Source organism: Desulfovibrio biadhensis (assembly GCF_055388615.1).
Map to the genome: position 1 here is coordinate 3,211,298 of NZ_AP042477.1, position 25,246 is coordinate 3,236,543.

Sequence of the window (25,246 nt, forward strand, 5' to 3'; positions counted from 1 at the left end):
CCATGCGTTTGGGCGTAGTGCAAATGGCTTGTGGGCAGGAGCTCGCGGGCAATCTGGACACTGCCGAGCGGTTGGTTCGCAAAGCAGCGGCTGCCGGCGCCGATCTGGTGTTGCTGCCTGAGCTCTTTGCAGGGCCGTACTTCTGCAAGGATAAATCGCAGCAACATTTTGCCCTTGCGCAGCCTGCCGGCGATTCCCGGATTTTGCAGCGAATGGGGGCTTTGGCGGCCGAGCTTGGGGTTGTCTTGCCGGTCAGTTTCTTTGAACGAGCTGCTGCAGGCGCCCCTGATGCTACACCCCGTTTTTTCAATTCCATGGCCATGTTCGATGGCGGCGAATTGCTGGGGGTGTACCGTAAGGCCCACATTCCGGATGGACCCGGCTATTGGGAAAAGTTCTATTTTACGCCTGGAGACGGGGATTTCAAGGTCTGGCAGACACGGGCGGGGCGCATAGGCGTTGGTATCTGCTGGGATCAGTGGTTTCCAGAAGCTGCTCGCTCCATGTGTTTGCAAGGAGCCGAGCTGTTGCTTTATCCCACTGCGATAGGTTCCGAACCCGAGGAGCCGGACCTGCACACGCGGCCGCATTGGCAGCGCGTGATGCAGGGGCATGCAGGGGCGAACCTTACTTATCTGGCTGCCGCCAACCGTGTTGGTCTGGAGCAGGGAGGCAGCTGCGCCATCACGTTTTATGGGGCATCATTCATCGCAGGACCAGACGGGGACTTTATCGAACACGCGGCAGAAAGCGGCGAAGCCTTGCTGCTTGCAGACCTGGATTTGGATGCCGTCCATGAACTGCGACGTTCCTGGGGACTTTTCCGCGACCGCCGGCCGGAACTCTACCACCCCCTGGTGAATAAAGAGATCAAGGTCGTGCCAGGCAAATAGTCGTTCCTAAAGAGCGCTGGGCTTTTACTTTTTTTATAAGAAAACGCGCAAGCGGGAAAGATTCCGCCTGCGCGTTTTTTGTTGCTTTTCAAGGTCGTGGAGGGAGCATCTAACGCCTGAATTCTTCCTTGAACCTGGGAATGTCGATACTGGCCCAGCAACGCTGGGAAAGTTCCGCTCCCTGTGGGGGGAACGCTCCGTGCACTATGGTGTAGCCTTTGGTCTGCAGAAAATCGACGACAGGCAGGAAGTCGTTATCCGAGGTCACCAGAATGGCAACTTCATAGTTGCCTTCCCAGGCCAGCCGGACCATGTCGGTGGCCATGTGCACATCCACGCTTTTTTCCTCTGTGCCAAGCATGGAATCACCGCATTGGGGGCATGTCTCTATGTTGTGGTGGCAGGACGGGCAACTGGGGCCGCTGCGCATTACCTGTCTTGGGGCGAAATAGGTCTGTACTCCTGGAAACCGCGCCACGGTTTGCGTGGCCCAGCGGTACATGTCCTGGTCCTTCGGGCTATTGGGATCGTAAGAACCATAGACGTTCATCCCCTTGAATACCCAGTCTTCGCCCGGTGAAATAATATGCATGGCGCCTCTGGTCAGCACCAGGGGAAGCTCACGCCAATCTGTTTGAAAACCCATGCCGGTCAAGCGGTTTATTGTAAGGGTAAAATTCCAGAAATCAACGAATACTCGAACGTTTCTCATGAAGTCTCCAGCCCGCCCTGTTATGGTGGGCCCACTTTAAATACGGTTAATGAAGGGACTAATTATAGTAGCGTACGGTGATATGCAGGTCAGTGCAAGGAAAAGCGGGAAAGCAAAAAAGCAATCACCCGAGCAGCGTTTCAAAAGCTTCAATGCAGAATTCGCAGGCTACAGATGCGAGGATGAGGCCACTTATGCGGATGAGCACTTGCTCGCCGGTACGGCCGATAAGCTTGTTGATGGGGTCTGCAAGCAGCATAAGGAGCAGGGTCATGCCCAGGACGACAAGCATGGATAGCGCCGATGCAAGCTGCATGGATGCTGTGTTTTTGCTGTTTTCCGTGGCTAGAATTACGGCCAGGATGGCCCCCGGGCTGGCGATGGATGGCAACGCCAAGGGAAAGACAGCTATGTCTCGGGCGCCTGAACTTTTGCTCTGCTTATCGTGATTGTCTTCATTTGGTTTGAAGAGCATCTGCAGGCCGAAAATGAACAGCACAACACCGCCAGCAATCTGGAAAGCACTCAGGCGGACGTTGAGTCCCTCCAGCATGATCTGCCCCAGAGCCAGGGAAATTAGCAGGATTACCGTGGCGATGAATACAGCCTTGAACGCGGTCTTGGTACGGCTCTTAGCACCCATGCCGGCCGTCAGCCCTGTGAACATGATGAGCGTGCCAAAAGGGTCTATGGTCGCAAAATATAACCAGAAATCTGCAATTGCTTTATCTAGCATCCGAGGTCTCTACTTGTTTACAGGTGCCTTAGCAAGTGGCGTTACATCAGGTCTTCCACAGCGCGCCGACGCACATCTCTGCCGGATGGGGAAGAGTCGTCCTGTTGGGACGCCCCATTCTCCTGAGAGGTCGTAGCAGCAGGGGGTGGCGTCTGGTTTGCATCAGAAAGGCCAGGTACATGACGCAGAACCGGGCGCAGACCCATATCGGCGCGGCCTTGCATTGTTTCCTGATTTTCGGGGAGGCGGGCAGCGTAACCGGCCTGTTCCGGACCGGTTAACCAACTGCCCCCGCAGGCTGCGACTCGATCTGCAACCGGAGTTTGAGGACCGCTCAGGCACCATTCCCAGGTGTTACCAAGCATATCAAGTAACCCCCAGGTATTGGGTGGAAAGCTGCCCCCCGGAGCACTGGTGGAGTAGGTGTCACTACATGGAAAGTATTCTTCTACAGGGGCGTTTTCAACAGGCTGGGCCAGCAGGGATTGATCCGCCAGATTTGCAATGCCGCAGGCTTCGTCAGGCGATTTCCATGGCATGGTATAAGGGGTGCCCGCCCGCGCCGCGTATTCCCATTGCGCCTCGGTTGGGATGCTGAATTCCAGACCGCCTAGAGTGGCTGCATTGCCGCGGCGCAGGCTGTCTGTGGCATCCAGAGCGTCCACCATTGCCATGCCTGTGGCTGGCAGAGTGGGGGCGGCTGCAGCGCCCCTGTTACTTGCGACCCATGGCACCCCCAAAGCTGCGAATTGCGCTCGGGTCATTTCCTGGGCGGCTATCCAGAAGGGGGCAACGCAAACCCGCCCTCCACTTTCTTTAAGGGAGGGGGCTTCGCTTTGAAAGCATCCACCCGGTAAAAAGACGAATTCCATTCCTGTAACGGGTTCGCTCCAGCGCGTCCCGAGGGGAGGCATGGCAGCAGTGGTCTCTTCAGAGGCGGGAGCATCTTCTCGTACAAGAGCTCCTGGCGCAGCAGACATGGCATAGGAATCTGCAAAATCATCCGTATTTCCAGGCATCAAGGCACCATGTTTTTGAAGGAGAGCAGGGTCCCAAAAGGCCAGGGTGAATCCTGTGGGGCGGGCGCTCCATACGATGCGCCTGTCGCCTATTTCGTGTTGGAAAAGATGGCGCCCCTGGTCCTGGTACAAGGCGCGCCCTTGGGGATAGCGATGGCGCATGGCGTTGAAAAGGCTGTCCTGCATGTGCAAAGGGGAGGAGCGTTCCATATAGACGCCAACAAGCCGGCCTTGCTCAAACAGCAAGAGCGCATCATGGAAATTGGTCGCGAGCATATCGCCCCCTTTTTGCGTGCTGAACTCGGAGGCGGCGAGTTCTTGGGGGCGCCACCCTTTATCAAATCCCGCCAGCATGTGTTGCGGTGCAAAGGGGGGTGGTGCGAGTGTGTACCCTCTCGCCTGGAGCAGGGCCCGGACCTCCCCCATGGCCATTCCCCAGTTCAGAAATTTCCAGCCGTATTCATTTATTTCCGGTACGGCTTCTCGCAGGGCATTTGCTGGAAGGGGACTCCATAAGAGTGTGAGCAGCAGCAAAATACCAAGAAGGGTTGGGGGGCGCATGTTGGATTTCTCGCAGTCGGCAGTGTTTTCGGCAGTCTTTGATGGGAGTCTTGATTCTGACAGGTACCAAAAGGGGTGCGGGCAGGCAAGGATACGGAACGGCATAGAGAAATATAATACAGTCGATCAAAAAGAAAATGTTTCAAAAAACATCGACAACGATCTGGCACTGAATTAGTATCCTCTTATGGATGTTAATACCTTTTCTCAACTGATTCATAGTGAATCTGCGGCGCGGAAATTTTTGTTGGGATTTTGTTGGAAAAATCATCAACGATCATGCCCACGTTGCCGGAACCGCAAACTGTACGCCCTGAAAGAAGGGCGTCGTCGTTGCGCGAAGTGCGGGTATACGTTTCATGATTTCAGCCGCCGCTTTATCAACATAGGGCAACTGACATGTCTGCAATGGCTTTGGATTGTTAAATTCTACGAGCTTGAGACACCTCCTGCAACAATTGCCATTCAGCTTGGACTGAGCCGGAACACAGTGAACAAGGCCTTGCTCACTGTGCGGCAGGCAATTTCCAATCATGCCCTGGATGCGCCCCAATTGTTGGAACTTGGACTGCTCAAGGGCGCATCTGCCGACAACCCCCCTGTGTTTGGTCTGCTCGAAAGGCGAAACTGGGCCTTTGTGGATATTATGCAGGATATCGATATTGGCGCAGTGGCGCACTTCCGCAACAGTTTTCATCTGCGCATGTCCAGGCAAGGGCGCGTCATTTATACAGATCGTTATCGCCACTATGATACCTTGGTATTTTGTGTAAGTGATACGGTCTTTTTGGAGCCTTTTTTCGGGGGGGCGCTGTCAAAAAGTGGGGGCGTTTACGTAGACCAGAAACAGGGGTTCTGGTCCTTTCTCAAGGAACGCATGCGGCGTAGCCGCGGCCTGTCGTCTCAATGGTTTCCCTTGTATCTCAAAGAGATGGAGTTTCGCTACAATCATCGTAATGATGATATCTTCGAAATCGTCTGCCGTTACCTCTGTAGCTTTGTGCCAGACCTTGCGTAAGACGGGTCATTATGTTTTGACCAACAGAATAGGGCATGACATGAATAGGCCAGCCTGGGAATACACCCAAGGCGAAAGCATCACAGGCAGGGGCAATGTACAAACCAATACATTATGACCAGACGGATGGGGCCTTGCTGCAGGGGCTGCCCTTTGCCGGTCTCGGGTTCGATCTGGCTGAAGCGTTGCAATTCACTGCGTTGCTGACGCTTGAGCCGGTTTTTGTTCTTGAGAAGAAGGTGGAGTGGGAGTCGTCTGCTGTACCCGTGTACGGTTATGCTCTGCACGTCATGCTGGGCAGGGAAGTTCGTGCAGGGTGAACACACATTTGAAACAAAGCGAGGAAACGGCATGAAACTGGACAGGCGAGGTTTTCTCAAGCTGACGGCCGTGACGACTGCGGCCACTGCTTTTGGCGGCCTGGGCTTCGATTTGAAGCCTACCGCGGCAAAAGCGGCTGAGTATGCGTTGAAAACCAAAGAGGCAATGGAAACAACTTCTGTCTGCTGCTACTGTGCAGTGGGTTGCGGACTTATTGTTCACACGGACAAAAACACTAAACGTTCCATCAACGTGGAAGGTGATCCTGACCATCCGGTCAACGAAGGCGCCCTCTGCGCAAAGGGCGCTGCCTCCTGGCAGCTGGTAGAAGACTCCGACCGTACGTTGAAGCCTTTGTACCGCGCCCCGAATTCCGATAAGTGGGAAGAAAAATCCTGGGACTGGATGCTGGATACGATCGCTGACCGTATCTACAAAACCAGGGAAGAGACCCTGACCCTGAAGAACGAAAAGGGACAGCTGGTCAACCGCTGCGACGGCATCGCTTCTGTCGGTTCCGCTGCAATGGACAACGAAGAATGCTGGATTTACCAGTCTATGCTCCGCAGCCTGGGCCTCTTCTATATAGAGCACCAGGCCCGTATCTGACACAGCGCTACTGTTGCGGCTCTGGCAGAGTCGTTCGGACGCGGCGCGATGACCAATCACTGGATCGACATCAAGAACAGTGACTGTATTCTGATAATGGGCAGCAACGCTGCAGAAAACCACCCCATTTCCTTTAAGTGGGTGACTAAGGCCCAGGAAAAGGGCGCAACGCTGATCCACGTGGATCCTCGTTTCACACGCACATCCGCCAAGGCAGACCTTTACGCACCACTCCGCTCCGGCGCGGATATCGCGTTTCTGGCAGGCATGGGCAAGTACATCATGGACAACGACCTCATTCAGAAGGATTACGTTGTCAATTACACCAATGCGGCCTTTATCCTGGATGAGAAATTCAATTTCGAGGAAGGCCTCTTCTCTGGCTACGATCCCAAAACGGGCAAGTACGACAAGAGTTCCTGGAGCTTTGTTCTGGACGAAAACGGCATCCCCAAGCGTGACGAAACGCTTTCGGACCCCCGTTGCGTATACCAGATACTCAGGAAGCATTACGAGCGGTATACCCTGGACAAGGTTGCCGAGATCAGCGGTACGCCCAAGGATAAGATCGAAGAGGTCTACAAGACCTATGCAGCCACGGGCAAAAAGGACAAGAGCGGCACCATCATGTACGCCATGGGCTGGACCCAGCACACAGTGGGCGTGCAGAACATCCGCGCCATGGCCATCAACCAGCTGCTTTTGGGCAACATCGGCGTAGCCGGTGGCGGCGTTAACGCGCTGCGCGGTGAATCCAACGTACAGGGCTCCACTGACCATTGCCTGCTGGTGCACATTCTGCCTGGCTACCTGGGAACCCCCACGGCTTCCTTGACCACCTTCGACGAGTACAACAAGAAGAAGACCCCCACCACAAACGACCCCGAGAGCGCCAACTGGTGGAGTAACTTCCCCAAGTATTCTGCGAGCCTGCTGAAAGCCATGTGGCCTGACGCTGATCCCAAAGACAGCTACAACTGGCTGCCCAAGGGTGAAGACGGCAAGAACTATACCTGGCTGTATATGTTCGAAGAAATGGCGAAGGGCACCTTTAAGGGCTTCTTCTCCTGGGGGCAGAACCCCGCCTGCGGTGGCGCCAACGCCAACAAGAACCGCGAAGCCTTTGGCAAGCTGGACTGGCTGGTCAACGTCAACCTCTTCGACAACGAGACAGGTTCCTTCTGGCGCGGTCCGGATATGGATCCCAAGTCCATCAAGACGGAAGTTTTCTTTCTGCCTTGCTGCGCGTTTATCGAGAAGGAAGGCTCCATCACCAACTCCGGTCGCTGGATGCAGTGGCGCTATCAGGGGCCCGAGCCCATGGGCGAGACCCGCTCCGATGGTCATATCATCGTTGAGCTGATGGAAAAGCTCCAGGCCAAGTACAAGAAAGAGCCCGGCAAGCTGCCCGAGCCTGTCTTGAACCTGAGCGTGGACATGTGGAAAGACGACCACGGCTACAACGCGCACAAGATTGCAAAGCTGATCAACGGCTACTTCATGAAGGACATGACCATCAAGGGCAAGGACTACAAGAAGGGCGAACTCGTTCCCAGCTTTGCTTTCCTGCAAGCAGACGGCTCCACCTGCTCGGGTAACTGGCTGTACTGCAACTCCTACACCGAGAAGGGCAACATGTCTGCGCGTCGCGACAAGTCGCAGACCGACATGCAGGCAAACATCGGCTTGTACCCGAACTGGTCCTGGTGCTGGCCTGTCAACCGCCGGATCATTTACAACCGCGCTTCCGTTGATTTGAAGGGCGTACCCTACGCACCTGAGAAGCCCGTTATCGAGTGGACTGGTGAAAAGTGGGCTGGCGACGTGCCCGATGGCGGCTGGGCCCCCGGCACCAAGCATGCCTTCATCATGAAGCCTTCCGGATTCTCGCACGTATTCGGCCCTGGCCGTGCAGACGGCCCCTTCCCCGAGTACTACGAGCCTCTGGAATGCCCTGTGGATGCGCACCCCTTCTCCAAGCAGCTGCACAACCCGACTGCCTTGCAGTTCGCTGCAGAAGAGAAAGCTGTGTGCGATCCGAGATACCCGTTTGTCTGCTCCACCTATCGCGTAACCGAACACTGGCAGACGGGCCTTATGACCCGCTACCAGGGGTGGCTGATCGAGGCCGAACCGCAGATGTTCTGCGAAATGAGCGAAGAACTGGCCAAACTGCGCGGCATTGCCAACGGCGACAAGGTCTGGGTTGAAAGCGTCCGCGGCAAGCTCTGGGCCAAAGCCATTGTCACAAAACGCCTGAAGCCTTTCGATGTCATGGGGCAAACGGTCCACCAGGTGGGTATTCCCTGGCACTACGGCTGGATCACTCCGAAGAACGGCGGGGACTCCGCGAACCTGCTGACTCCATCGGTTGGCGACCCGAACACGGGTATCCCGGAGACCAAAGCCTTTATGGTTAACGTGACCAAGGCCTAAAGGAGGGCGACCACATGTCCAAAGGCTTCTTTATCGACGTAACGAAATGTACCGCATGCCGCGGTTGCCAGGTCGCCTGCAAGCAGTGGAACAAGCTGCCCGCAACGGAGACCGAGAACTGGGGATCGCATCAAAATCCCAAGGACCTTAACTTCAGCACCTACAAACTGGTGCACTTTGAAGAGCAAGTGGTGGACGGGGACCTGAAGTGGCTGTTCTTCCCCGAACAGTGCCGCCATTGCATCGAGCCTCCATGCAAGATGACAGCAGACATCTATGACGAAGAGGCCATAATCCAGGACGAAGCAACTGGGGCGGTTATCTTCACGGATAAGACCAAGGCGCTTACTGACTTCAGTGATGGTTCTGAAATGTGCCCTTATAATATCCCCAGGAAGAACGAAGAAAGTGGCATCTGGTCCAAATGCACCATGTGCATCGACCGTATCTCCAATGGGTTGCAGCCTGCCTGCGTGAAAAGTTGCCCCACTGGCGCCATGAACTTCGGTGACCTGGAAGATATGAAAGCAATGGCCAAGGAACGCCTTGAAGCTGTTAAGGCAAAGCATCCTGGCGCCATTCTTGGCGATCCGGATGACGTGCGGGTCATCTTCCTTTTCCCATATGATCCTGCGCTGTATTATGAATACGCGGTGGCTAGCGCGCAGCCGCCTTTGATGAATCGTAAGCAGATGTTTGCCAAGTTCGGCAAACCCGTAAAACGTATCCTCACGTAACGGGATCATCCCGTTTTCGTATCCTCCATCGACAGGCCGGAGCTCGCAAGAGCTTCGGCCTGTTACTTTTTGAGACTTTTATAAGACAGTTGCTCTCTTTAAAATTGTGCCTAAGAAGACGTATTGTAAATGCACTATCAAGTGTGAATTGCAGCGGTATTGTTTTACCATGCCCTATATTATTTGTTTCATTGTAGAAAAAGAGTTTGTGTGGGTATGCACATCATTGTCTTTTACTTCGTGTTTATATTTTGGTGCAAGAAAAGAAAAATATCTATTGATTTGTGTGAATATTTTGATCTATTAAATTTTTTTACTTATTTTAATTTTCCAAAACAAATGAGGGGCACTGGAGATGACTTTAAAAACAAAATTTTTGATTCCTACATTTTTGTTGGTTGTGCTGGGTATGTCGATTATGACATGGGTTACTTATCAACGCAGTACAGAGAGCTTGTCAAAAAAAGCAGTCGAAGAAGCAGAGATGAATGTGAGGGCTCTCAACGCTGCAATTGGCATTTGGGTTGATGGAAATCTGAATGAAATTATTACACTGTCTAAAGCTGAAGAGGTAATTGCTTCCATTTCTGACTCACAAAATAATGACAGAGAAAGTGCAATTGCATTCTTGCAAGATAGTGTCTCACGTCATAGCGCCGTCGATAGTATACTGATTAGCAATACCTCTGGTGTAGTAGAAATTTCTACAAATGAAAAAGTGCTTGGGATCGATATCTCCACTAGGGAATATTTCAAAAAAGGGATGTCAGGCCAGGATTTTGTCTCATCTCCTGTGTTTTCAGATGCTCTAGACGAATATGTGTTTGTGATTGCATCACCAATTCAGCATGATGGAAAGACTGTTGGTGTGCTGTCAGCAGGAGTCAAGATTAAAAGTTTTACAAAAGCTTTTGTTGATCCTCTTTCCAGTGAAGAAGGGTATCCTTTTATTCTTGCCCCGGATGGTGTGATGCTGGCGCATCCGGATGCAAGCCTTGTTGGCAAGCTGAATGTTTTTACTGAGATGGAATATGGGCCTCAAATCGCCAACAATCCAAGCGGGACTCTGGACTATTTGTCGCGTGGCAGTGAAAAACTGATGACCTTTGAAAAAAACCAGAGCACTGGATGGGTTGTTGTTATGGCTACAGTGAAGGATGCAGCTTTTGCAGACGCCCGCTCTCTGGGGTGGATCATTGTAGCAATGTCGGCAGGCGTGGTGCTTCTTTTGATTGTAGGGATATGGTTAATATTGTCTTTCAATGTATTGCGCCCGATCGGCTCTCTTGTGAAATCTGCAAAGAGTATTTCTGACGGCGATCTGAATACAGAAGTCAGCGTGGACCGCAAGGATGAGATAGGACTTTTACAGACATCCATCCAAGAGATGTTGGGGAATCTCAAGGATAAAATTGGCGAAGCCGAAGAGCAGGGGCGCTTGGCCAAAGAGGAAACCGAAAAAGCCAATGAGGCTATGGAAGAAGCCAGACTGGCAAGGCAAAAAGCTGAAAGCGCGCGAAAAGAGGGCATGTTGCATGCTGCAGGACGGTTGGAGGATGTTGTCGCCGCTGTAGCCGAAGCCGCTGCGAGCATTGCCAGACAGATAGAACACTCGAGCCAGGGCGCGGGGCGTCAGTCTGAGCGGATGGCAGAGACGGCGACCGCAATGGAAGAGATGAATGCAACCGTTATTGAGGTGGCCAAAAGCGCGGCTGTTGCTGCGGATATGGCAGACAACGCCCGCATCAATGCCAACGATGGTTCCGAGATTGTGTCCAAAGCAGTAGAAAGCATAAGCAGGACACAACAAATGGCCTTGCAGCTCAAGGAGGACATGACCCAGCTTGGCGAACAGGTTTTAGGGATCGGCCAGATCATGAATGTTATTTCCGACATTGCAGATCAGACGAACTTGTTGGCCCTGAATGCTGCCATTGAAGCTGCCCGGGCAGGCGAGGCAGGGCGGGGATTTGCTGTAGTGGCGGATGAAGTGCGCAAACTGGCCGAAAAAACCATGGTCGCCACCAAAGAAGTTGGGGATGCCATTGCCGGAGTGCAGCAGGGAACGCGAAAGAATGTGGATAATGTTGATCATGCCGTACAAAGCATTGATGAAGCCACCACATTGGCAGGCAAATCCGGCGAGGCGCTCACATCCATAGTCGGGCTTGTAGATAGAACCACTGACCAGGTGCGCTCCATTGCAACGGCTTCAGAGGAACAATCCAGCGCGACTGAAGAAATCAACCATAACGTGATGGACGTGAACCGTATTTCCGATGAAATGGCCCAGTCGTTGTCCATGACGGAACAGTCCCTCTCTGGCCTGGAAGAGCAAACACGCGTCTTGCGTGACCTCATCAAGGAAATGCAGGGAGAATCTGCTGCTTAAAGAAATATGAACAGTGTGTATTTTGTGAATCCTTTTGGATGACACCAGGAGGGCGCAAGAGCCTTTTACAATACCTATAAGGGGGTGGTTCGCCACCCCCTTTACTATTTGTGTGGATTTTCCAACGGCCGTTTTCTGCAAGTGGTATGTTACTCCCCTGCGTAGTGTGCCCTGAAGTGGATAACCATATTTCAGGTGTTGCGTCTCTTTTTTGGGAAGAAGGCTGTTTGCAGAATTGGGAGAAACACAGGTTGCAGTATGCACTTGTCTCAAAGGACATATTATAACTGTCTAGTTTTATTTGTTTATATTGCACGGTTTGGTGCAAACTGACGCTTCTTTGTAAAGTATATGAAACACAGGGGAGGTAGGGTCAGATAATTTTCTAAAGACCTTACCTAACCCACTTGAACGGAGGAGCTAATGATCTCATCGCACACTAAACAGTGCATTCCACTATGTTTTCTTGCCTTGGTCACGGTTTTGGTTTTGGGCGCCGCCCCTGCCAGTGCCGCATCATTCAATCGCGTCAGCACCTGGTTTGTCTATAACAACCTCCCCGATGGGGTGGACAAGGCAACTGAAACGGCTGCTGAAATAATCGTCCCCGCCCTGGATGGACAGATGGTCGTGTACACGGACAGCCCGGGCGAGGCCCTTGGTTTTCTGGACATCAGCGCGCCGGATGCTCCCAAGGCTGGCGGACGTATTGACCTCGGTGGCGAGCCTACTTCTGTCGGAGTACTTGGCGGGTATGGATATGTGGGGGTGAATACCTCCGAGAGCTACAAGAAGCCTTCCGGCCATGTGGCAGTGGTGGACCTCGACTCCAAGTCCATTGTCAAAAAAGTTGATGTGGGTGGCCAGCCCGACTCTGTGGCTGTGAGCCCGGATGGCAAGTATGTCGCCATCGCCATAGAAAACGAGCGCGATGAAGAATTTGAGGAAGGCGTTATTCCGCAAATGCCTGCTGGTCATCTGGCGATACTTGACCTTGATGGTAAGGGAATGCCGGCTGACAAGGCTCGTTTTGTGGAGTTGACAGGTCTTGCTGCAGTCGCGCCTGAAGACCCCGAACCAGAATTCGTTTCCATCAACGATGCCAATCAGGTTGTCGTTACCTTGCAGGAAAACAATCACCTGGCTGTCGTGGATTTGGCGTCCGGCAAGGTGGTTTCCCATTTCTCTGCCGGTGCAGTGGACCTGGAAAACGTGGATACCGAAAAGGACGGGGTTATTTCACAGACCCAAAGCATCAAGGGCGCCCTCCGCGAGCCTGATGCAGTTGCCTGGCTGGACAATGACCGTTTCGTCATTGCCAATGAGGGTGATTACAAGGGCGGGAGCCGCGGTTTCACCATCTTTACTAAGGATGGCAAGGTAGAATACGAAAGCAATTCATCCCTGGCGCACCTGGCAGTTTCCATGGGGCAGTATCCTGAGAAGCGTTCCGGCAAAAAAGGCATAGAACCAGAAGGTGCGGCTGCCGCCATGGTAGATGGCACTCCCATGTTTTTCATCGGCGCTGAGCGCGCCAACTTTGTGGCTGTTTTCGAAGATGCCGGACCGGGCAAGGAGCCTGTATTCCGTCAGTTTTTGTCCACCGGCGTCAAGCCTGAGGGCGTAGCCTACATTCCTGAGCGCAAACTGTTGGTGGTTGCAAACGAGGAAGACAGCGAAGAAGATCACGTTCGCGCCACTGTCATGCTGTACGCCTATGGTGAGGGTGCTCCCAAATACCCCACAATTCAGTCTGCCGAAAAAAATGGCCTGCCGATTCCTTTTGGCGCCCTGTCCGGCCTGGCCGCATCCGCCGACGACCCCAATCTGATTTACGCGGTGCCTGACAGCTTTTACAAGGACTCGCGTATTCTTACTATTGACGCTTCCACTTCGCCGGCCATCATCAGTGGTGCCGTTGCGCTGATGAAGGACGGCAAGCAGGCCAGCTACGATCTGGAAGGCATCAGCCTGGCTGCTGGCGGTGGTTTCTGGCTGGTCAGCGAAGGTAACCCCAAAAAAGAAAAGACCAATCTGCTGCTGAAGGTTGCACCTGATGGCAAGGTGTTGGAAGAAATCACCCTGCCTGAAAGTGTGAATGCCCAGGCCAAGCGCTTTGGTTTTGAGGGTGTCACATCGGTAGGAGAGGGCGACAACGAGTTGGTTTATGTTGCTTTTCAGCGTGAGTGGAACGACGATCCCCAGGGCATGGTGCGTATCGGCGTTTACAGCCCCAAGGATAAAAGCTGGGCATTCATGCATTATCCCCTTGATGCTCCCGAGTCCCCCGCCAAGGGGTGGGTCGGCCTGAGCGAGATCACCAGCCTTGGTGGCGACAGGTTTGCCATTGTTGAGCGTGACAATAAAGGCGGTGAGGATGCACGCATCAAGCGTGTGTATGTGGTCTCCCTGGAAGGTGTGAAAGCAGTTCCCGCCGGTGAAGCAATGCCGGTGCTGCACAAAAAGCTGGTTGTGGACGTGCTGCCAGAACTGGCTGCATACAAAGGCTTTGTGCCGGACAAGGTGGAAGGCTTTGCCGTTACCAAGGACGGTCGCGTATTCTGTGTAACGGACAATGACGGTGTGGATGACAGCACGGGCGAAACCCTGTTCATCGAACTGGGCAAGCGCGAAATGCTGGACAAATAACTGACTGCTGCACACAACGAAAAAAAGCCGGCGTTCGGGAAGAGCGCCGGCTTTTTACTTTTGAGCAGTGTGTGTTCTTTTAGCTCGTGACCATTGCCACGGCCTCGTCTTCATTGTCGGCCAGAGTGGCGAATTTGCTGATGCCGACGATGTCAAAAACCTTTTTGAAGTTGTCGGATACACCAGTGATGGCGATCTTGCGCCCCTTTTGGGAGCTCTCGAGAACCAATTGTGTGAGCAGGGTGATGCCGGCGCCATTGATGGTGGCGTTTTCGTCGAAATGCAGCACCAGTTGATTGGCTTCCTGCTCCACAAGGCGATTGCAGGCATCCAAAAGGAACGGTTCGGAATTGGAGGTGACGTTTCCATGGATGTCCAACACAAAGACGCTCTCTATGTTGCGGATGGATATCTCATTGCAAACGGTCTTTTTGGAGGCTGCCAAGCGCTCTTCTGCGCGTTTGAGCGCCGCTTCCAGGGCCTCCTTCTGCACCGGCTTGTTGATGAAGTCCGTGGCTGAAAGATTCAAGGCCTGGATGGCCAGGTCCATGTCTCCGTGGCCCGTAACCACAATGACTTCTGTGGAAGGATCGATTGCTTTGATTTTCTTGAGAACTTCAATGCCGTCCATGCCGGGCATCTTGATGTCGGTCATGACTATGTCCGGGTTTTCGGAATTGAAAACCTCGATGCCCTCTTCGCCGGTTTCTGCTGTCAGCGCTTCATGCCCATACGCGCCAAGAAACAGGCTGAGCATATCCAGGGTAGGGCGTTCGTCGTCTATTATCAGGATTTTTGACATACGGGGCGCTCCTTGTCCTCTAATCGGCGCTAGGGAAGCTGAGTTGGAATGTAGTACCGTTTCCGGGTTTGCTGGTTACGGTAATATCACCGTGGTATTCCTTTATAATGCCATACGAAATGGCTAAGCCCAGTCCCATGCCCTTGCCGATCTCTTTTGTTGTGTAGAATGGTTCGAAAATTTTATCCAGCTTGGATTCAGGTATGCCTATGCCGCTGTCGGTGATGCTCATGGCAGGGCGGCCATCAATGGTGAATGTTTTTATGGAAATCAGACGCTTGAAACTTTGTCCCTCTGTTTCTTCCCGGCTGAGGATGGCGTCGCGGGCATTGGTCATCAAGTTGAAAATCACCTGCTCAAGCCGGTTTTTGTGCGCCAATAAACGTGGCAGCCCTTTTTGAAAATCCAAGGAAAGCTCTATGTTGTCCAACTTGAACTGTTGATTGAGCAAGCTCAGTACGCCCTTGAGCGGCAGGCTGATGTCGAACTTGTCCTTGGTCAGGTCAGCCTTGCGTCCAAATTCTCGCAGTGTGGTGATGATTTCGGAAGCGCGGTCGACCTGGGCGCTGATTTGACGCGAAACCTTGAGCAATTGTTCAGGGGGCGGGTCTTCACCTCGCTCTATGAGCATGGCCAAATACTCGCTGCCCAGCTTGATGGCGTTGAGCGGCTGATTGACCTCGTGAGCAATGCCTGCGCTCATTTCACCCAAGGTTTTCATTTTGCTGGCCTGGATGAGCTGTGCATCCTTTTCTACCAGGTCGGTAATATCGTTGGTGGAAACGATGATGGCCGGCAGGTCCTGATATATGGTGCCACACGCATGGACGTTGACGTTGAAGGCCTCGCCGCTTTTTTTATAGTGGATGGCCCTGGGGTAAAAGACGCAGCGCGCCAGGCTTTCCTCATCGCCATCCTGAAAAGCATCAAGCACTTCATCGGCAAACTCTTTTGCTAGATCCTGAAAACAAATTTCGGTCAACTCGTTACGGGAGTATTCATAGACCTCGGCTGCCATGGGATTGGCATCCAGAATGCGCTGCGTGTGGATATCCAGAACAAAAATAGGGTCTGGACCGCTGTGGAACAAAGAGCGGTACTTCTGTTGCGATTTCTTCAGCTCGTCGCGATATTCTTTGATGTGTTTGACCATGTGATTGAACGAATCGGCGAGCTGCACCACCTCGTCGCCAGGTCGCGCCTTGATGTCAATTGTGAAATTCAGGTTATCGCGACTGATTTCCTCCGACATCTTGATAAGCTGTGAAATGGGGCGGGTGATGTTGCGGGACAGCTTGTCCGTGATGAAGGTCATGATCAGAATGATGAACGCGATGAAAGAGAGAAACGCCATGCGCAGCTTGCCCACCACACTGTCGATGTGCTCTTTCGAGAGACCCACGTGGACGCTGCCGACATCGTAAATACCCTCCATTACTGGCATGGCTACGTCGTATGCTGAATAGTCTTCATATTCAATGAGCTTGATGCTGTTCTTTTGTCCGGTCGTTAAAATATTGTCGAAGCGCAAGCTATCTGGAAAAGGGCGGATGAAGGTGCTGGCCAGCACATTCTGGTCTGTATCCAGAATAAAAATGTAGGAGACCAGTGTGCGGCGTTCACCGACCTGCGCTTCCTCAAAGACCATGTTGATGAGGTTGGGTTTGTCCTGAGTGAGAATCAGGCCGGTGCTGCGGTCTGCCAGGGAGTGCGCAATCCCCAGACCGCGGATTTCAAGTTCTCGCGTCAGACTGCTGATGAGAATATAGCGCGCCAGCAAGGCAATGAAGATGCTCACCAGCAAAACCACGGCAAGCGAGGAAAACAGGATTTTGTTTTTAAGATTGAGTTTGAAATAACGTTCTAAAAACATGGCGGCTATCTCAAGGCTTCAATGGCGCAGGACCACCGGAAATAATGGGGGTGGCCACCTTCAGGTCCAACTGTTTTGCCAGCTGACGCCAGTCTGTTATGAGACTGAGATGACCGTCCTGGATGCGGGTAAAGTAGACGCGGTCCATGCCTTGGTGGTCCGAGGAACTGAAATGCAAAGATGTATCTTTGCCAAGCGGCATGTCATGTATGCTTTTAATCGCATCGACAAGCCCGTTGCGGGTGAGGTCTCTCCCCGCCCTGCGCAGCCCTTCCACCAGTACCTGGGCGTTGTAATATCCTTCCAGACTTACGGAGTTGGGTGTGGCTTCAGGATACCAGGTTTTCAGCAGTTGGAGATACTCTCCCACGCTTGGCAGCATCTTGCGCGTCTCTTTCAGTTCAGGCGGCGGCACCACCTGGCTGACAATGACATTTTCGCCATTACGCCCCAAAAGTCTTGCCAGCTCTTCCACACCTACAAAGGAAACGTTGTAAAAGAGCATGGTGGAGCCTCTTTTTTGCGCCAGTCTGATGAACTTTGCGCAGGGCTTGTAAGTGCCGATCATGACCACGGCTTGCGCTTCTGAATGCATGATTTTGTCGAGGCCGGCTTCAACATCAAGGGTGCCCCTGATGTACGAGCTTTTCGCTACAGGAGCCAGACCGAATTTCTTCAGCGCCATTTCCGAACCGCGCAGCCCGTCGAGGCCGTAAGCGTCGTACTGGTAAAAGACGGCAATCTTGTTCAGTCCCAGATCTTCCACCAAATGCGTAACGGCAGCGCGCGTCTCCTGGTAGTAGGACGCGCGTACATTGATGATATTAGGGTGGAATGGTTCACGTAGCGCATTGGCCCCTGTGAACATGCCGATGAGCGGGATGTCGGCTTTCTCCACCAAGGGGATGATTTTTACAGTGGTTGGGGTTCCCACATAGCAAAACAGGCAGAAAACCTTTTCTTCGACAATGAGCTGCTGCGTATTCGCCAGACACAGGGGCGGTTCATATCTGTCATCCATGGTGATGACTCTGATTTTGCGCCCGTGAATGCCCCCCAGAGAATTGATGTGGTTGATATAGGAAAGCGCTCCCATGAGGGTTTGCGTGCCCAGGTATCCAGCATGGCCTGTAAGCGCAAGGGACGATCCAATGAGGATTTCCTTGTCAGTAACGCCGGGCGAGCTGTCGTGGGTGTTTTTTTTCTGTTTTTCATTTTGCGGGCACGCCTGCAGAAAGATGCAAAAAAGCAGCGCCCCAAAAATGAGAAGAAGGTGTGCTGCCCTGTGAAGAACGCGTTTTATGCTGCAAACAAGTGACATGCTGTCAGAACTCGCGCTCAACCCATAGCAAAGCGGCGGCTACCGTGGGAAAGCCAATCGTGCTGGTCAGAGAAATCAGCGCATGCCGAATCTCTTCTGGTGTGACTCCTGCGGCGAGCAGGCGACGTGTATGACTGCGCGCCGATCCCTCTGAAAAAGACGCAGCAGCCGCGCCAAGCTGGACCAGAAGTACGCTTTTTTCATCAAGGGGGCCTGCTTCGTGCAGTGTTTTTCCCAGATCCTCAACTTGCTTGATGACTTCGGGATACAAATCACGGAGATGTTGGTAGTGCGCGGGCTTTTTTGTTTGGCTCATTATGTCCTCCCTTTTTATTATTTTACCTCAAAAGCGCGCGGTCTTCCAGAGAAGACATGCCCTCCTGGTTCTTGAGTCAATGTATCTACAATAATGTCATTCCTGCAGTTGCTCGATATGAAAGTCCAAGAATGAGCACGCATTTTATGTAGTTTTTTGACAATTTTGTTTTTTGTTCTTCACATGCTTGCTATGCAAAATGTAAAACGGACACATATTGAACAAGTATGCTCGGTGTTGCAGTTTTTTTTGTGCCAGTGCAATGGAAAAAAGATGCAACTTTGGTGTTGACAACCCGCAATGGCGGGTATAATTGGCCTTCACTTGTGAACCTGGTTGCGGCTTTCGCATTGATCCGTGTACTGCGTCGGAGAAAATGCACACATCAGTAACGCAAAAAACGGAGACACGTATGGTCTTCCCTTACATCGTGACGGGCCTTATTCTTGTCGGCTCGGTTATGTTGTTCCGTTATTTCGAGAAAATTTCCAAATTCAACTCGAAATAAGCGTAATCCTGTCATAAGGGCAGGGCGGTAAACCAAAAAAAACGGGAGCGAAAAATTTTTCGCTCCCGTTGTTATTTTATTGGTCCTGCTCTTCGCTTGACCAAGGCGTGTCTGTAGCCGCGTGTGCTAGAACATGTCCTTTTCAGAGTCCTTGATCGTCTTTTCCACTACTTCCTGCAGCTCTCTGGGCAGACCCATGATGTCGACATTCAGGAAGCCGCGGACAATGGTGGAGGTAGCTTCGTCCTCGTCCAGACCGCGCGCCATGAGGTATTCGATCTCTTCCTGGGCGATTTTTCCCACCGCTGCTTCGTGGGAGAGTTCCACCCCGGGGAGTGTTCCCTCGAGTTCCGGAATGGCATGGATGATCCCGTCGTTCAGGATCAGCCCTTTACATTCCAGGTGACCGCGAGCAGGGACGGCATTACCGGCAATATGGCCGCGGTTGATGATCTTGCCGCCTGTGGTCAATGTGCGGGCTATGATCTCACCCTTGGTGTTGGGCGCATTGAGCAGGATCCTGTTGCCTGTATCCACATGGGAGCCCTCAGGCGCAACGATCACGGAATTGAAGCGTGCAACCGCGCCTTCTCCATTCAAGGTCAGAGAAGGATACATCTGCAGGTCCTTCACGGGTTTGAGCAACACGTAGTTGTTCAAAAACACGCCGCCTTCTTCGATGACGCCGGCAGAGCGAGGGCGTACGGCAGTATCCTCACTCCAGTTGTGAATCATGGTGAAGGTGAGCTTGCCGCCTTTTTTGATGTAGAATTCAGAGATACCCATGTGTGCGGCTCCGTGGGAGCCGTGGGATACGGCGCAACCAGTGATGATGTGCATCTCGGAATTTTCTTCCACCACGACCACGTTGTGCACGTTCTGTCCGACCTTGTCACCTTTGATGAACAGGCAGGACTGGACAGGCTCTTCGATTTTCGCCCCTTTTTTGGAGCGAATGAAATACCCGCCATGCAGGTTGTCGCGCGCAGCCTTGGTGTACTGGTCCTTTTCAGGGTCAACGAGTTTCCACCAGTATTCGGGCAGGCCGTCGTACAATTGCAATGCCTGTTTGATGTCCATCACTTCCACGCCGGGGTCGCTGTTTTTGCAGTGCGCGCCCGCGTGGTTCATGTGCAGGAAGGATGCGGAGCGATTCCGTTCTTCCACGTCAACGCCAGCCATAAGAAGCTGTTGCTTGTCTTCGTCGGAAAGGGTCCGCAGGTCTTCGATGGCAGCGCTTTCTGCGCCGGTAAATGTATAATCATTCAGATTGAGGTCGCTCATTCGAGCCTCCACGAAGTTTCAGGGTGTCACTGCAGGCAGCGGACGCATTCCTGGTAGCCGTATTTGCCAATGTGGTCGAGGATTTCCCGAGCGTTGGCCACACAGCAGAGGTGTCCGTCATAAAGCACCTGGCCGCGGTCAGCGTTGACGTAATCCAGGATGTACCCGGTGTGGGTAATGATCAGGCCGGAAGTGCGGCGCTGCTCTTTTTGCTCCAGCATGCTTTTGTCAGGGCGCGGCTGGATACCGTTGGAGAGCAGGTTGCGCACCGTTTCACCGATGAGGTGCATATTTTCGAGGTCAACGCCGGATTCCGGCTCATCGAAAAGCACCAGACTCGGATTTTGCGCCATGAGTTGCAAAAGCTCCGAACGCTTGATTTCGCCCCCGGAAAAACCGGAGTTGATATCGCGCTCCAGGAAGCTTGTCATGTTTACCTTGTCCGCCAGTTCTTCAACACCGACACTGTTGCCTTGACCGCAAAGTTCTACCAGGTGGCGTGTCTTGAGCCCATGTATGGTCGGCGGGCGTTGGAAAGACATGCCTATGCCGAGCCGGGCTCGCTCATAAATAGGCGCATTGGTAATGTCGTGCCCTTTGAAGACTATACTGCCCTTGGTGATGGTGTAGTTGCCAAAGCCCATCAAGGTCATCAGCAGGGTGGTTTTGCCGGAACCGTTGGGGCCAAAAAGAATGAAGGTCTCGCCCTCATCTATGGAAAGATCGATGCCCTTGAGCACCTCGCGTTCCCCAATGTTCACGTGCAGGTCATTGATTTCGAGCATGTCACGCTCCTTAGCGTATGCTTGCGCCGGATTGCCTGGATGCAAACCAGGGGTGACCGGCATGGTCTTATCCTTTTAGCGATGCAATGAATAATTATATGGAGCAGAATGTAAGCTTAGTCAATCCGCAGGCCGGTAACCACCGTATATGAAAAGGAGGGTATTTCATCCTGTTTCACTCTGATTTTCTTTGTTGGCATGGAGTTGTGAAAATTTGGCAAGGAAAAAAAAGATAAAAAATAAGATTTTTAAGGCTAGGAAATCAGGACTGTCAGAGAAAGGGCGGCGATCTGCAATAAAAAACGCCCTCTCCGGAATTTGAATATTTGCCGGAGAGGGCGTTTAGGTGTCGTGAAAGCGGGGGACTGGTTATGCTTTGCGCAGAAACTGGATGGTCTGGTTCAGTTCATTGGCGATCTGCGAAAGCTCGGACACGGCTCTGTCTGTTTCCGCGATACCATCTGCCGTCTCAGTGGCCAGACGTGCCACGTCTTCTAGAGCACGGTTGATTTCTTCGCTTGCAGCAGATTGCTCTTCAGAGGCTGTTGCAATGGAGCGCACACGGTCTGTGGTGGTTATGACAATGTCGACGATTTCCCGAAGCGCTTCGCCTGCCTTGCCCGCAAGTTCGGTACTGCGATTGACTGCAGTGCCAGCTTCTTCCATCTCACGAATATTGATTTTCGTTCCATCCTGAATGGAACTGACTGCGGCGCCGACTTCCTTTGTCGCGCTCATGGTCTTTTCCGCAAGTTTGCGGACCTCGTCGGCAACAACGGCAAAGCCGCGTCCCGCTTCGCCTGCCCGGGCCGCCTCGATGGCAGCATTGAGCGCCAGAAGGTTGGTCTGGTCGGCAATGTCGGTGATCACGTTCATGATGTTGCCGATGTTTTCGGCGCTGGCGCCAAGGTCGTTGAGGCTTGCGCGCATACGTTGGGATTTTTGAGATACGTCGTCGATGGCCTCTATGACGTTTTTGACTATTTGGGCGCCATCGTCTGCCTTTTTGCGGGCCAGATCGGCGTTTTCTGCAGCGTCGCTTGCGTTACGCGCAACTTCCAGAACGGTTACGTTCATCTGCTCCATGCTGGTTGCCGTTTCTCCCGTGCGATCACTCTGCGTCATGGCACTACGGCTGATAAGCTCAGACTGGGCGGCAAGCTCATCAGTTGCAGAAGAAAGGCGCTCTGCAATGGTTTCGGCCTGCTCAGCAACGTCCTGCATGTTTGTCTGTTGGATTTCAATTTGTTTGAGCTGATTTTTTGATTCCGTAATATCTACACCAAGAGCCATGCTGCCAGTGACATGTCCATCAAGGTCACGCAAAGGAGCAATGGTGGTGATAAGATGATAAGTATCGCCACCGATCTCCATTTGCTGCTCACCCCTGGTTTGCTTTCCGGTACGCAGGCATTCACGCACCTGGTCGGCAAGGCCATTGTTTTTGGAAACAAACGCCTTATCAACTGGGAGTTTGTTTAAAATCTGATCTGCAGGGTGGCTGCAGGTGGGTTTGGCCTCGTCGTTCATATAGGTGATCACTCCATCCTGGTTGGTAATGAACATGGGAACGCTGATGCCAAATTTGATGGAACGTCCTTCACCGATGACACCGGAAAGCATGGAGCGCAGACTGTCGGCAAGTTGACCGACTTCGTTGGGCCCGGTGTAGGTTATTTTCTTTTCCAGGTTACCGGAAGCGATTGACTCTGAAACGTCTACTATTTGACCAAGGGGGCGCACAACGGAACGTGTAATTGCGGTGGCAAGCGTAACGCCGATGATAAGCGATCCCAATGTGATGACCGCAATGATGGCGATAATCGTATTGAATGCGTTTTTCCCTTGAGCATGATGTACCTTGGCTTGGGCAAGACTCAATTCGGTAAGTTCATTAATGACGTCTCGCATAGATTCGAAGAGTTGCGGCTCAACTTTTCTGCCAAGCTCAAGTGCTGCCGTTTTGGCTTCAGGGGTGCCGGACTTGAGGCCGTCCATGATTTTTTGAGAAACAGCCTGCCACTCCTTGTAGCCGGCATCGAACCGGGAAAAGAGCTTTGTTTGCTCTTGGTTTTCCACAATCGCTTTGAAGTTGTTCCACCGCTCAAGAGCTTGCTGAAGATTGGTTTCGTACTCTTTGACGAGTTCCCCGAACCATTCGCCCTTGGGGTCGGCAAGGAACAGGGAGCGCTGTGCCACAAGCAACTGCTGCAGGTCGCGGTCAGCCTCGATAAGATAGTCGATTGCGGGAAGTTCCCGCGTGAAGACAATGTCAAGATTGTTTTGAATGCGGCTTGAGCCAATCACGCCTGTAAGTCCGGTCAACACAAGAAAGACCAGCATAATGGAAAAACCGTATGCCAACCGTTTGCTGATACTTATGTTGTGCAAGAAATTCATGGCGGGCTCCTCATTTTGTGTTGTTGCGAATAGTGATCAGTGAAAAAACTATATTCAAAATGTTCTTAAAAAAGACGAAGCGTCCAAAAACAACAAAACGTCAATAAAAAGGCTTAAACACCTTTCAAGTGCACATGAAAAAAATGAGAATTGTTTTCATGTAAACATCATAAATTTTGAAATAAAATTATTACATGTGATTTGGCAATGTAGTCAAGATTATTATATTGAAAAAATAACGATTGCTAAAAGTTGAATGTATGAAGACTAAAATAGTAGATAATAAAAAAACGCCGCGGCATTGCCGCGGCGTTTCAGCTCATTGACAAACCCCGCTTTTTGCAAAGTGGGGTTTGTTTTTATGAACCGATTTCTTTTCAGGCCGCTGCCAGCTGGGATGTTGGCTCGATCGGCCCCAATCGAACGAGACAGAGAGACTGAGGAAGAAAGTACAGGCATTTGGGCTGCAAATATTTGTATGACAGCCCCAAAGGGGCCAGCAGCAAGGCCATTTTCTTCATGTTTTGACATGTGGCGGAAAGCAGGCTTTGAACCTGGACCTTAGCCAGGCCGCAGAACCGAGCATAGCGATGCCCGTGCAGTTGTTTGGCGTCGGCAAAGCTGCGCTCTACGGTCTCTTTCCGGCGAGCATAGATTCTTTTTCCGAATTCCGTGAGCCGGTGCGCATCCACCGTATCCACGTATTCCCGCCACACATGGCGTGTCACTGTTTTCTTGCAATTCCGGTTTGTTGTGCACTCTTTCAGTAACGGACAGCGGCGGCAAACCTTTGGTAACGAGTCATAGAGACGATATCCTTCGCGGTTGGTGGTGGAGTAGTGAAGCTCCTGGCCTTCGGGGCAAAGATAGCAGTCCTTGTCCGGCAGGTATTCAAAGGCGCGTTTGGGGAGCATCCCTTTGCGACGAGTGGGACGACGATAGCCAATGACACCATAAATATGCTTTTCTTCCAGCGTCTTGCAAATGTGTGAGGTGAAATATCCTGCATCGAGGCCGACGTGCTTCACAGCAAAGCCGAAGCGGTTGATTTGTCGGTCCAGCCGATCGAGATAGGGCATGCTGTCATGCACCGAGGCCGGAGTTACGTAACTGTCGGTGATAATGTTGTGTCGGCTGTCCACAGTGCGATGATCCAAGTAAAAGAAGCCCTTAGGCTTGCCCTCGCGTACCATGTACCCGCTGTCCGGATCGGTTGTGCTCTGCTTGATCCGCTTGGACCCCGCTTCGCGGTTGTCCTGCTTCAGCGGTTTCTTTCCATGCCTGCGCCTGTCTTCCTCCACGGCGTCTTCAAGTTCGCCCAAGTATGACTTCGTGCTTTGGGCAACGAGCTTTTCCGTAAATTTATGCTTGTTGGCGTTGGCTTTCAGGTGGGTGGAATCGGTGTAAAGCGTGTGTCCGCCGACAAGCCTCTTTTTCATGGCCTGGAACACTATACCGTCAAAAATGTCCTGGGCAACGCTGGTGTCGTTAAATCTGCGCCGCCGGTTTTGGCTGATGGTGCTGGCATCGGGCACTTTGTCCTGCAATCCCAGGCCAAGGAACCAGCGATAGGCAACATTGACCTGGATTTCCTTGACAAGCTGACGCTCGCTGCGGATGCCAAACAGATAGCCGATGAATAGCATTTTGAAGAGCACCACCGGTTCAATGGCCGGACGGCCATTGCCCTCGCAATACAAATCCTTGGTGAGCTCATGAATAAAGGAGAAATCAATAACCTTGGCAATTTTGCGAAGCAGATGATTCATGGGGACAAGTTCGTTGATCGAAACAAACTCCATTTTCACCTGCTGATTTTTGGGCGGCTTTAGCATGAAGATAGTATAAGAAAACCCTCGCCGATTGGCGAGGAT

The 25,246-nt window shown here is 52.3% G+C and carries 18 protein-coding genes; 7 read left to right on the forward strand and 11 right to left on the reverse strand.

The annotated features are described in order from the left end of the window. The first annotated feature begins 2 nt into the window (after nucleotides 1-2). Nucleotides 3-893 carry a nitrilase-related carbon-nitrogen hydrolase gene (locus ACZ5EH_RS13850; RefSeq protein WP_464274472.1) on the forward strand — a complete coding sequence of 297 codons (891 nt, stop codon included), beginning with the start codon at nucleotides 3-5 and terminating at the stop codon, nucleotides 891-893. Between the two features lie 109 nt (nucleotides 894-1,002). Here ACZ5EH_RS13850 and ACZ5EH_RS13855 read toward each other — a convergent pair whose 3' ends face one another. The 3 genes from ACZ5EH_RS13855 to ACZ5EH_RS13865 all read right to left on the reverse strand — a co-directional run bounded on the left by ACZ5EH_RS13855 (nucleotide 1,003) and on the right by ACZ5EH_RS13865 (nucleotide 3,921). Then, the gene (locus ACZ5EH_RS13855; RefSeq protein ID WP_464274473.1) at nucleotides 1,003-1,605 is read right to left on the reverse strand and encodes an NYN domain-containing protein; all 603 of its coding nucleotides are present in this window, start codon (nucleotides 1,603-1,605) and stop codon (nucleotides 1,003-1,005) included. A gap of 124 nt (nucleotides 1,606-1,729) precedes the next feature. Then, nucleotides 1,730-2,341 (reverse strand): MarC family protein, encoded by a 612-nt coding sequence (locus ACZ5EH_RS13860; RefSeq protein ID WP_464274474.1) that lies wholly within the window; start codon nucleotides 2,339-2,341, stop codon nucleotides 1,730-1,732. A 41-nt stretch (nucleotides 2,342-2,382) separates the two neighbouring features. Beyond that, nucleotides 2,383-3,921 (reverse strand): formylglycine-generating enzyme family protein, encoded by a 1,539-nt coding sequence (locus ACZ5EH_RS13865; protein ID WP_464274475.1) that lies wholly within the window; start codon nucleotides 3,919-3,921, stop codon nucleotides 2,383-2,385. 187 nt (nucleotides 3,922-4,108) lie between these two features. On the opposite strand from ACZ5EH_RS13865, the gene ACZ5EH_RS13870 reads away from it, so the two are divergent. The 6 genes from ACZ5EH_RS13870 to ACZ5EH_RS13895 all read left to right on the forward strand — a co-directional run bounded on the left by ACZ5EH_RS13870 (nucleotide 4,109) and on the right by ACZ5EH_RS13895 (nucleotide 14,083). Next, a complete protein-coding gene (locus tag ACZ5EH_RS13870) occupies nucleotides 4,109-4,939 on the forward strand; it encodes a transposase (RefSeq protein WP_464274476.1) in 831 nt (276 codons plus the stop codon). Nucleotides 4,940-5,034: 95 nt separating this feature from the next. Then, the gene (locus tag ACZ5EH_RS13875; RefSeq protein ID WP_464274477.1) at nucleotides 5,035-5,259 is read left to right on the forward strand and encodes a hypothetical protein; all 225 of its coding nucleotides are present in this window, start codon (nucleotides 5,035-5,037) and stop codon (nucleotides 5,257-5,259) included. 31 nt (nucleotides 5,260-5,290) lie between these two features. Then, complete coding sequence (gene fdnG / locus ACZ5EH_RS13880; protein ID WP_464274478.1) at nucleotides 5,291-8,305, forward strand: formate dehydrogenase-N subunit alpha; 3,015 nt, start codon at nucleotides 5,291-5,293, stop codon at nucleotides 8,303-8,305. A 14-nt stretch (nucleotides 8,306-8,319) separates the two neighbouring features. After that, the gene (locus ACZ5EH_RS13885; RefSeq protein ID WP_464274479.1) at nucleotides 8,320-9,042 is read left to right on the forward strand and encodes a 4Fe-4S dicluster domain-containing protein; all 723 of its coding nucleotides are present in this window, start codon (nucleotides 8,320-8,322) and stop codon (nucleotides 9,040-9,042) included. A 355-nt stretch (nucleotides 9,043-9,397) separates the two neighbouring features. Then, nucleotides 9,398-11,434 (forward strand): methyl-accepting chemotaxis protein, encoded by a 2,037-nt coding sequence (locus ACZ5EH_RS13890; RefSeq protein WP_464274480.1) that lies wholly within the window; start codon nucleotides 9,398-9,400, stop codon nucleotides 11,432-11,434. Between the two features lie 423 nt (nucleotides 11,435-11,857). Further along, on the forward strand, nucleotides 11,858-14,083 hold the full coding sequence (locus ACZ5EH_RS13895) for an esterase-like activity of phytase family protein (RefSeq protein WP_464274481.1): 2,226 nt from the start codon (nucleotides 11,858-11,860) through the stop codon (nucleotides 14,081-14,083). Nucleotides 14,084-14,162: 79 nt separating this feature from the next. Here the strand turns inward: ACZ5EH_RS13895 and ACZ5EH_RS13900 are convergent, their stop codons facing one another. The 8 genes from ACZ5EH_RS13900 to ACZ5EH_RS13935 all read right to left on the reverse strand — a co-directional run bounded on the left by ACZ5EH_RS13900 (nucleotide 14,163) and on the right by ACZ5EH_RS13935 (nucleotide 25,207). Next, nucleotides 14,163-14,885, reverse strand: coding sequence for an STAS domain-containing protein (locus tag ACZ5EH_RS13900; RefSeq protein WP_464274482.1), 723 nt, complete (start codon nucleotides 14,883-14,885; stop codon nucleotides 14,163-14,165). A 19-nt stretch (nucleotides 14,886-14,904) separates the two neighbouring features. After that, nucleotides 14,905-16,758 carry an ATP-binding protein gene (locus ACZ5EH_RS13905; RefSeq protein WP_464274483.1) on the reverse strand — a complete coding sequence of 618 codons (1,854 nt, stop codon included), beginning with the start codon at nucleotides 16,756-16,758 and terminating at the stop codon, nucleotides 14,905-14,907. 10 nt (nucleotides 16,759-16,768) lie between these two features. Continuing rightward, nucleotides 16,769-18,079 carry an ABC transporter substrate-binding protein gene (locus tag ACZ5EH_RS13910; RefSeq protein ID WP_464274484.1) on the reverse strand — a complete coding sequence of 437 codons (1,311 nt, stop codon included), beginning with the start codon at nucleotides 18,077-18,079 and terminating at the stop codon, nucleotides 16,769-16,771. Nucleotides 18,080-18,083: 4 nt separating this feature from the next. Beyond that, nucleotides 18,084-18,395 carry a carboxymuconolactone decarboxylase family protein gene (locus tag ACZ5EH_RS13915; protein ID WP_464274485.1) on the reverse strand — a complete coding sequence of 104 codons (312 nt, stop codon included), beginning with the start codon at nucleotides 18,393-18,395 and terminating at the stop codon, nucleotides 18,084-18,086. Between the two features lie 634 nt (nucleotides 18,396-19,029). After that, nucleotides 19,030-20,187 carry a SufB/SufD family protein gene (locus ACZ5EH_RS13920; protein WP_464274486.1) on the reverse strand — a complete coding sequence of 386 codons (1,158 nt, stop codon included), beginning with the start codon at nucleotides 20,185-20,187 and terminating at the stop codon, nucleotides 19,030-19,032. Nucleotides 20,188-20,213: 26 nt separating this feature from the next. Next, entirely contained in the window at nucleotides 20,214-20,972 is a 759-nt protein-coding gene (locus ACZ5EH_RS13925) for an ABC transporter ATP-binding protein (RefSeq protein ID WP_464274487.1), read from the reverse strand. Between the two features lie 369 nt (nucleotides 20,973-21,341). Continuing rightward, nucleotides 21,342-23,372, reverse strand: coding sequence for a methyl-accepting chemotaxis protein (locus ACZ5EH_RS13930; RefSeq protein ID WP_464274488.1), 2,031 nt, complete (start codon nucleotides 23,370-23,372; stop codon nucleotides 21,342-21,344). Nucleotides 23,373-23,749: 377 nt separating this feature from the next. Continuing rightward, the gene (locus tag ACZ5EH_RS13935; protein ID WP_464274022.1) at nucleotides 23,750-25,207 is read right to left on the reverse strand and encodes an IS1182 family transposase; all 1,458 of its coding nucleotides are present in this window, start codon (nucleotides 25,205-25,207) and stop codon (nucleotides 23,750-23,752) included. Nucleotides 25,208-25,246: the final 39 nt, after the last annotated feature.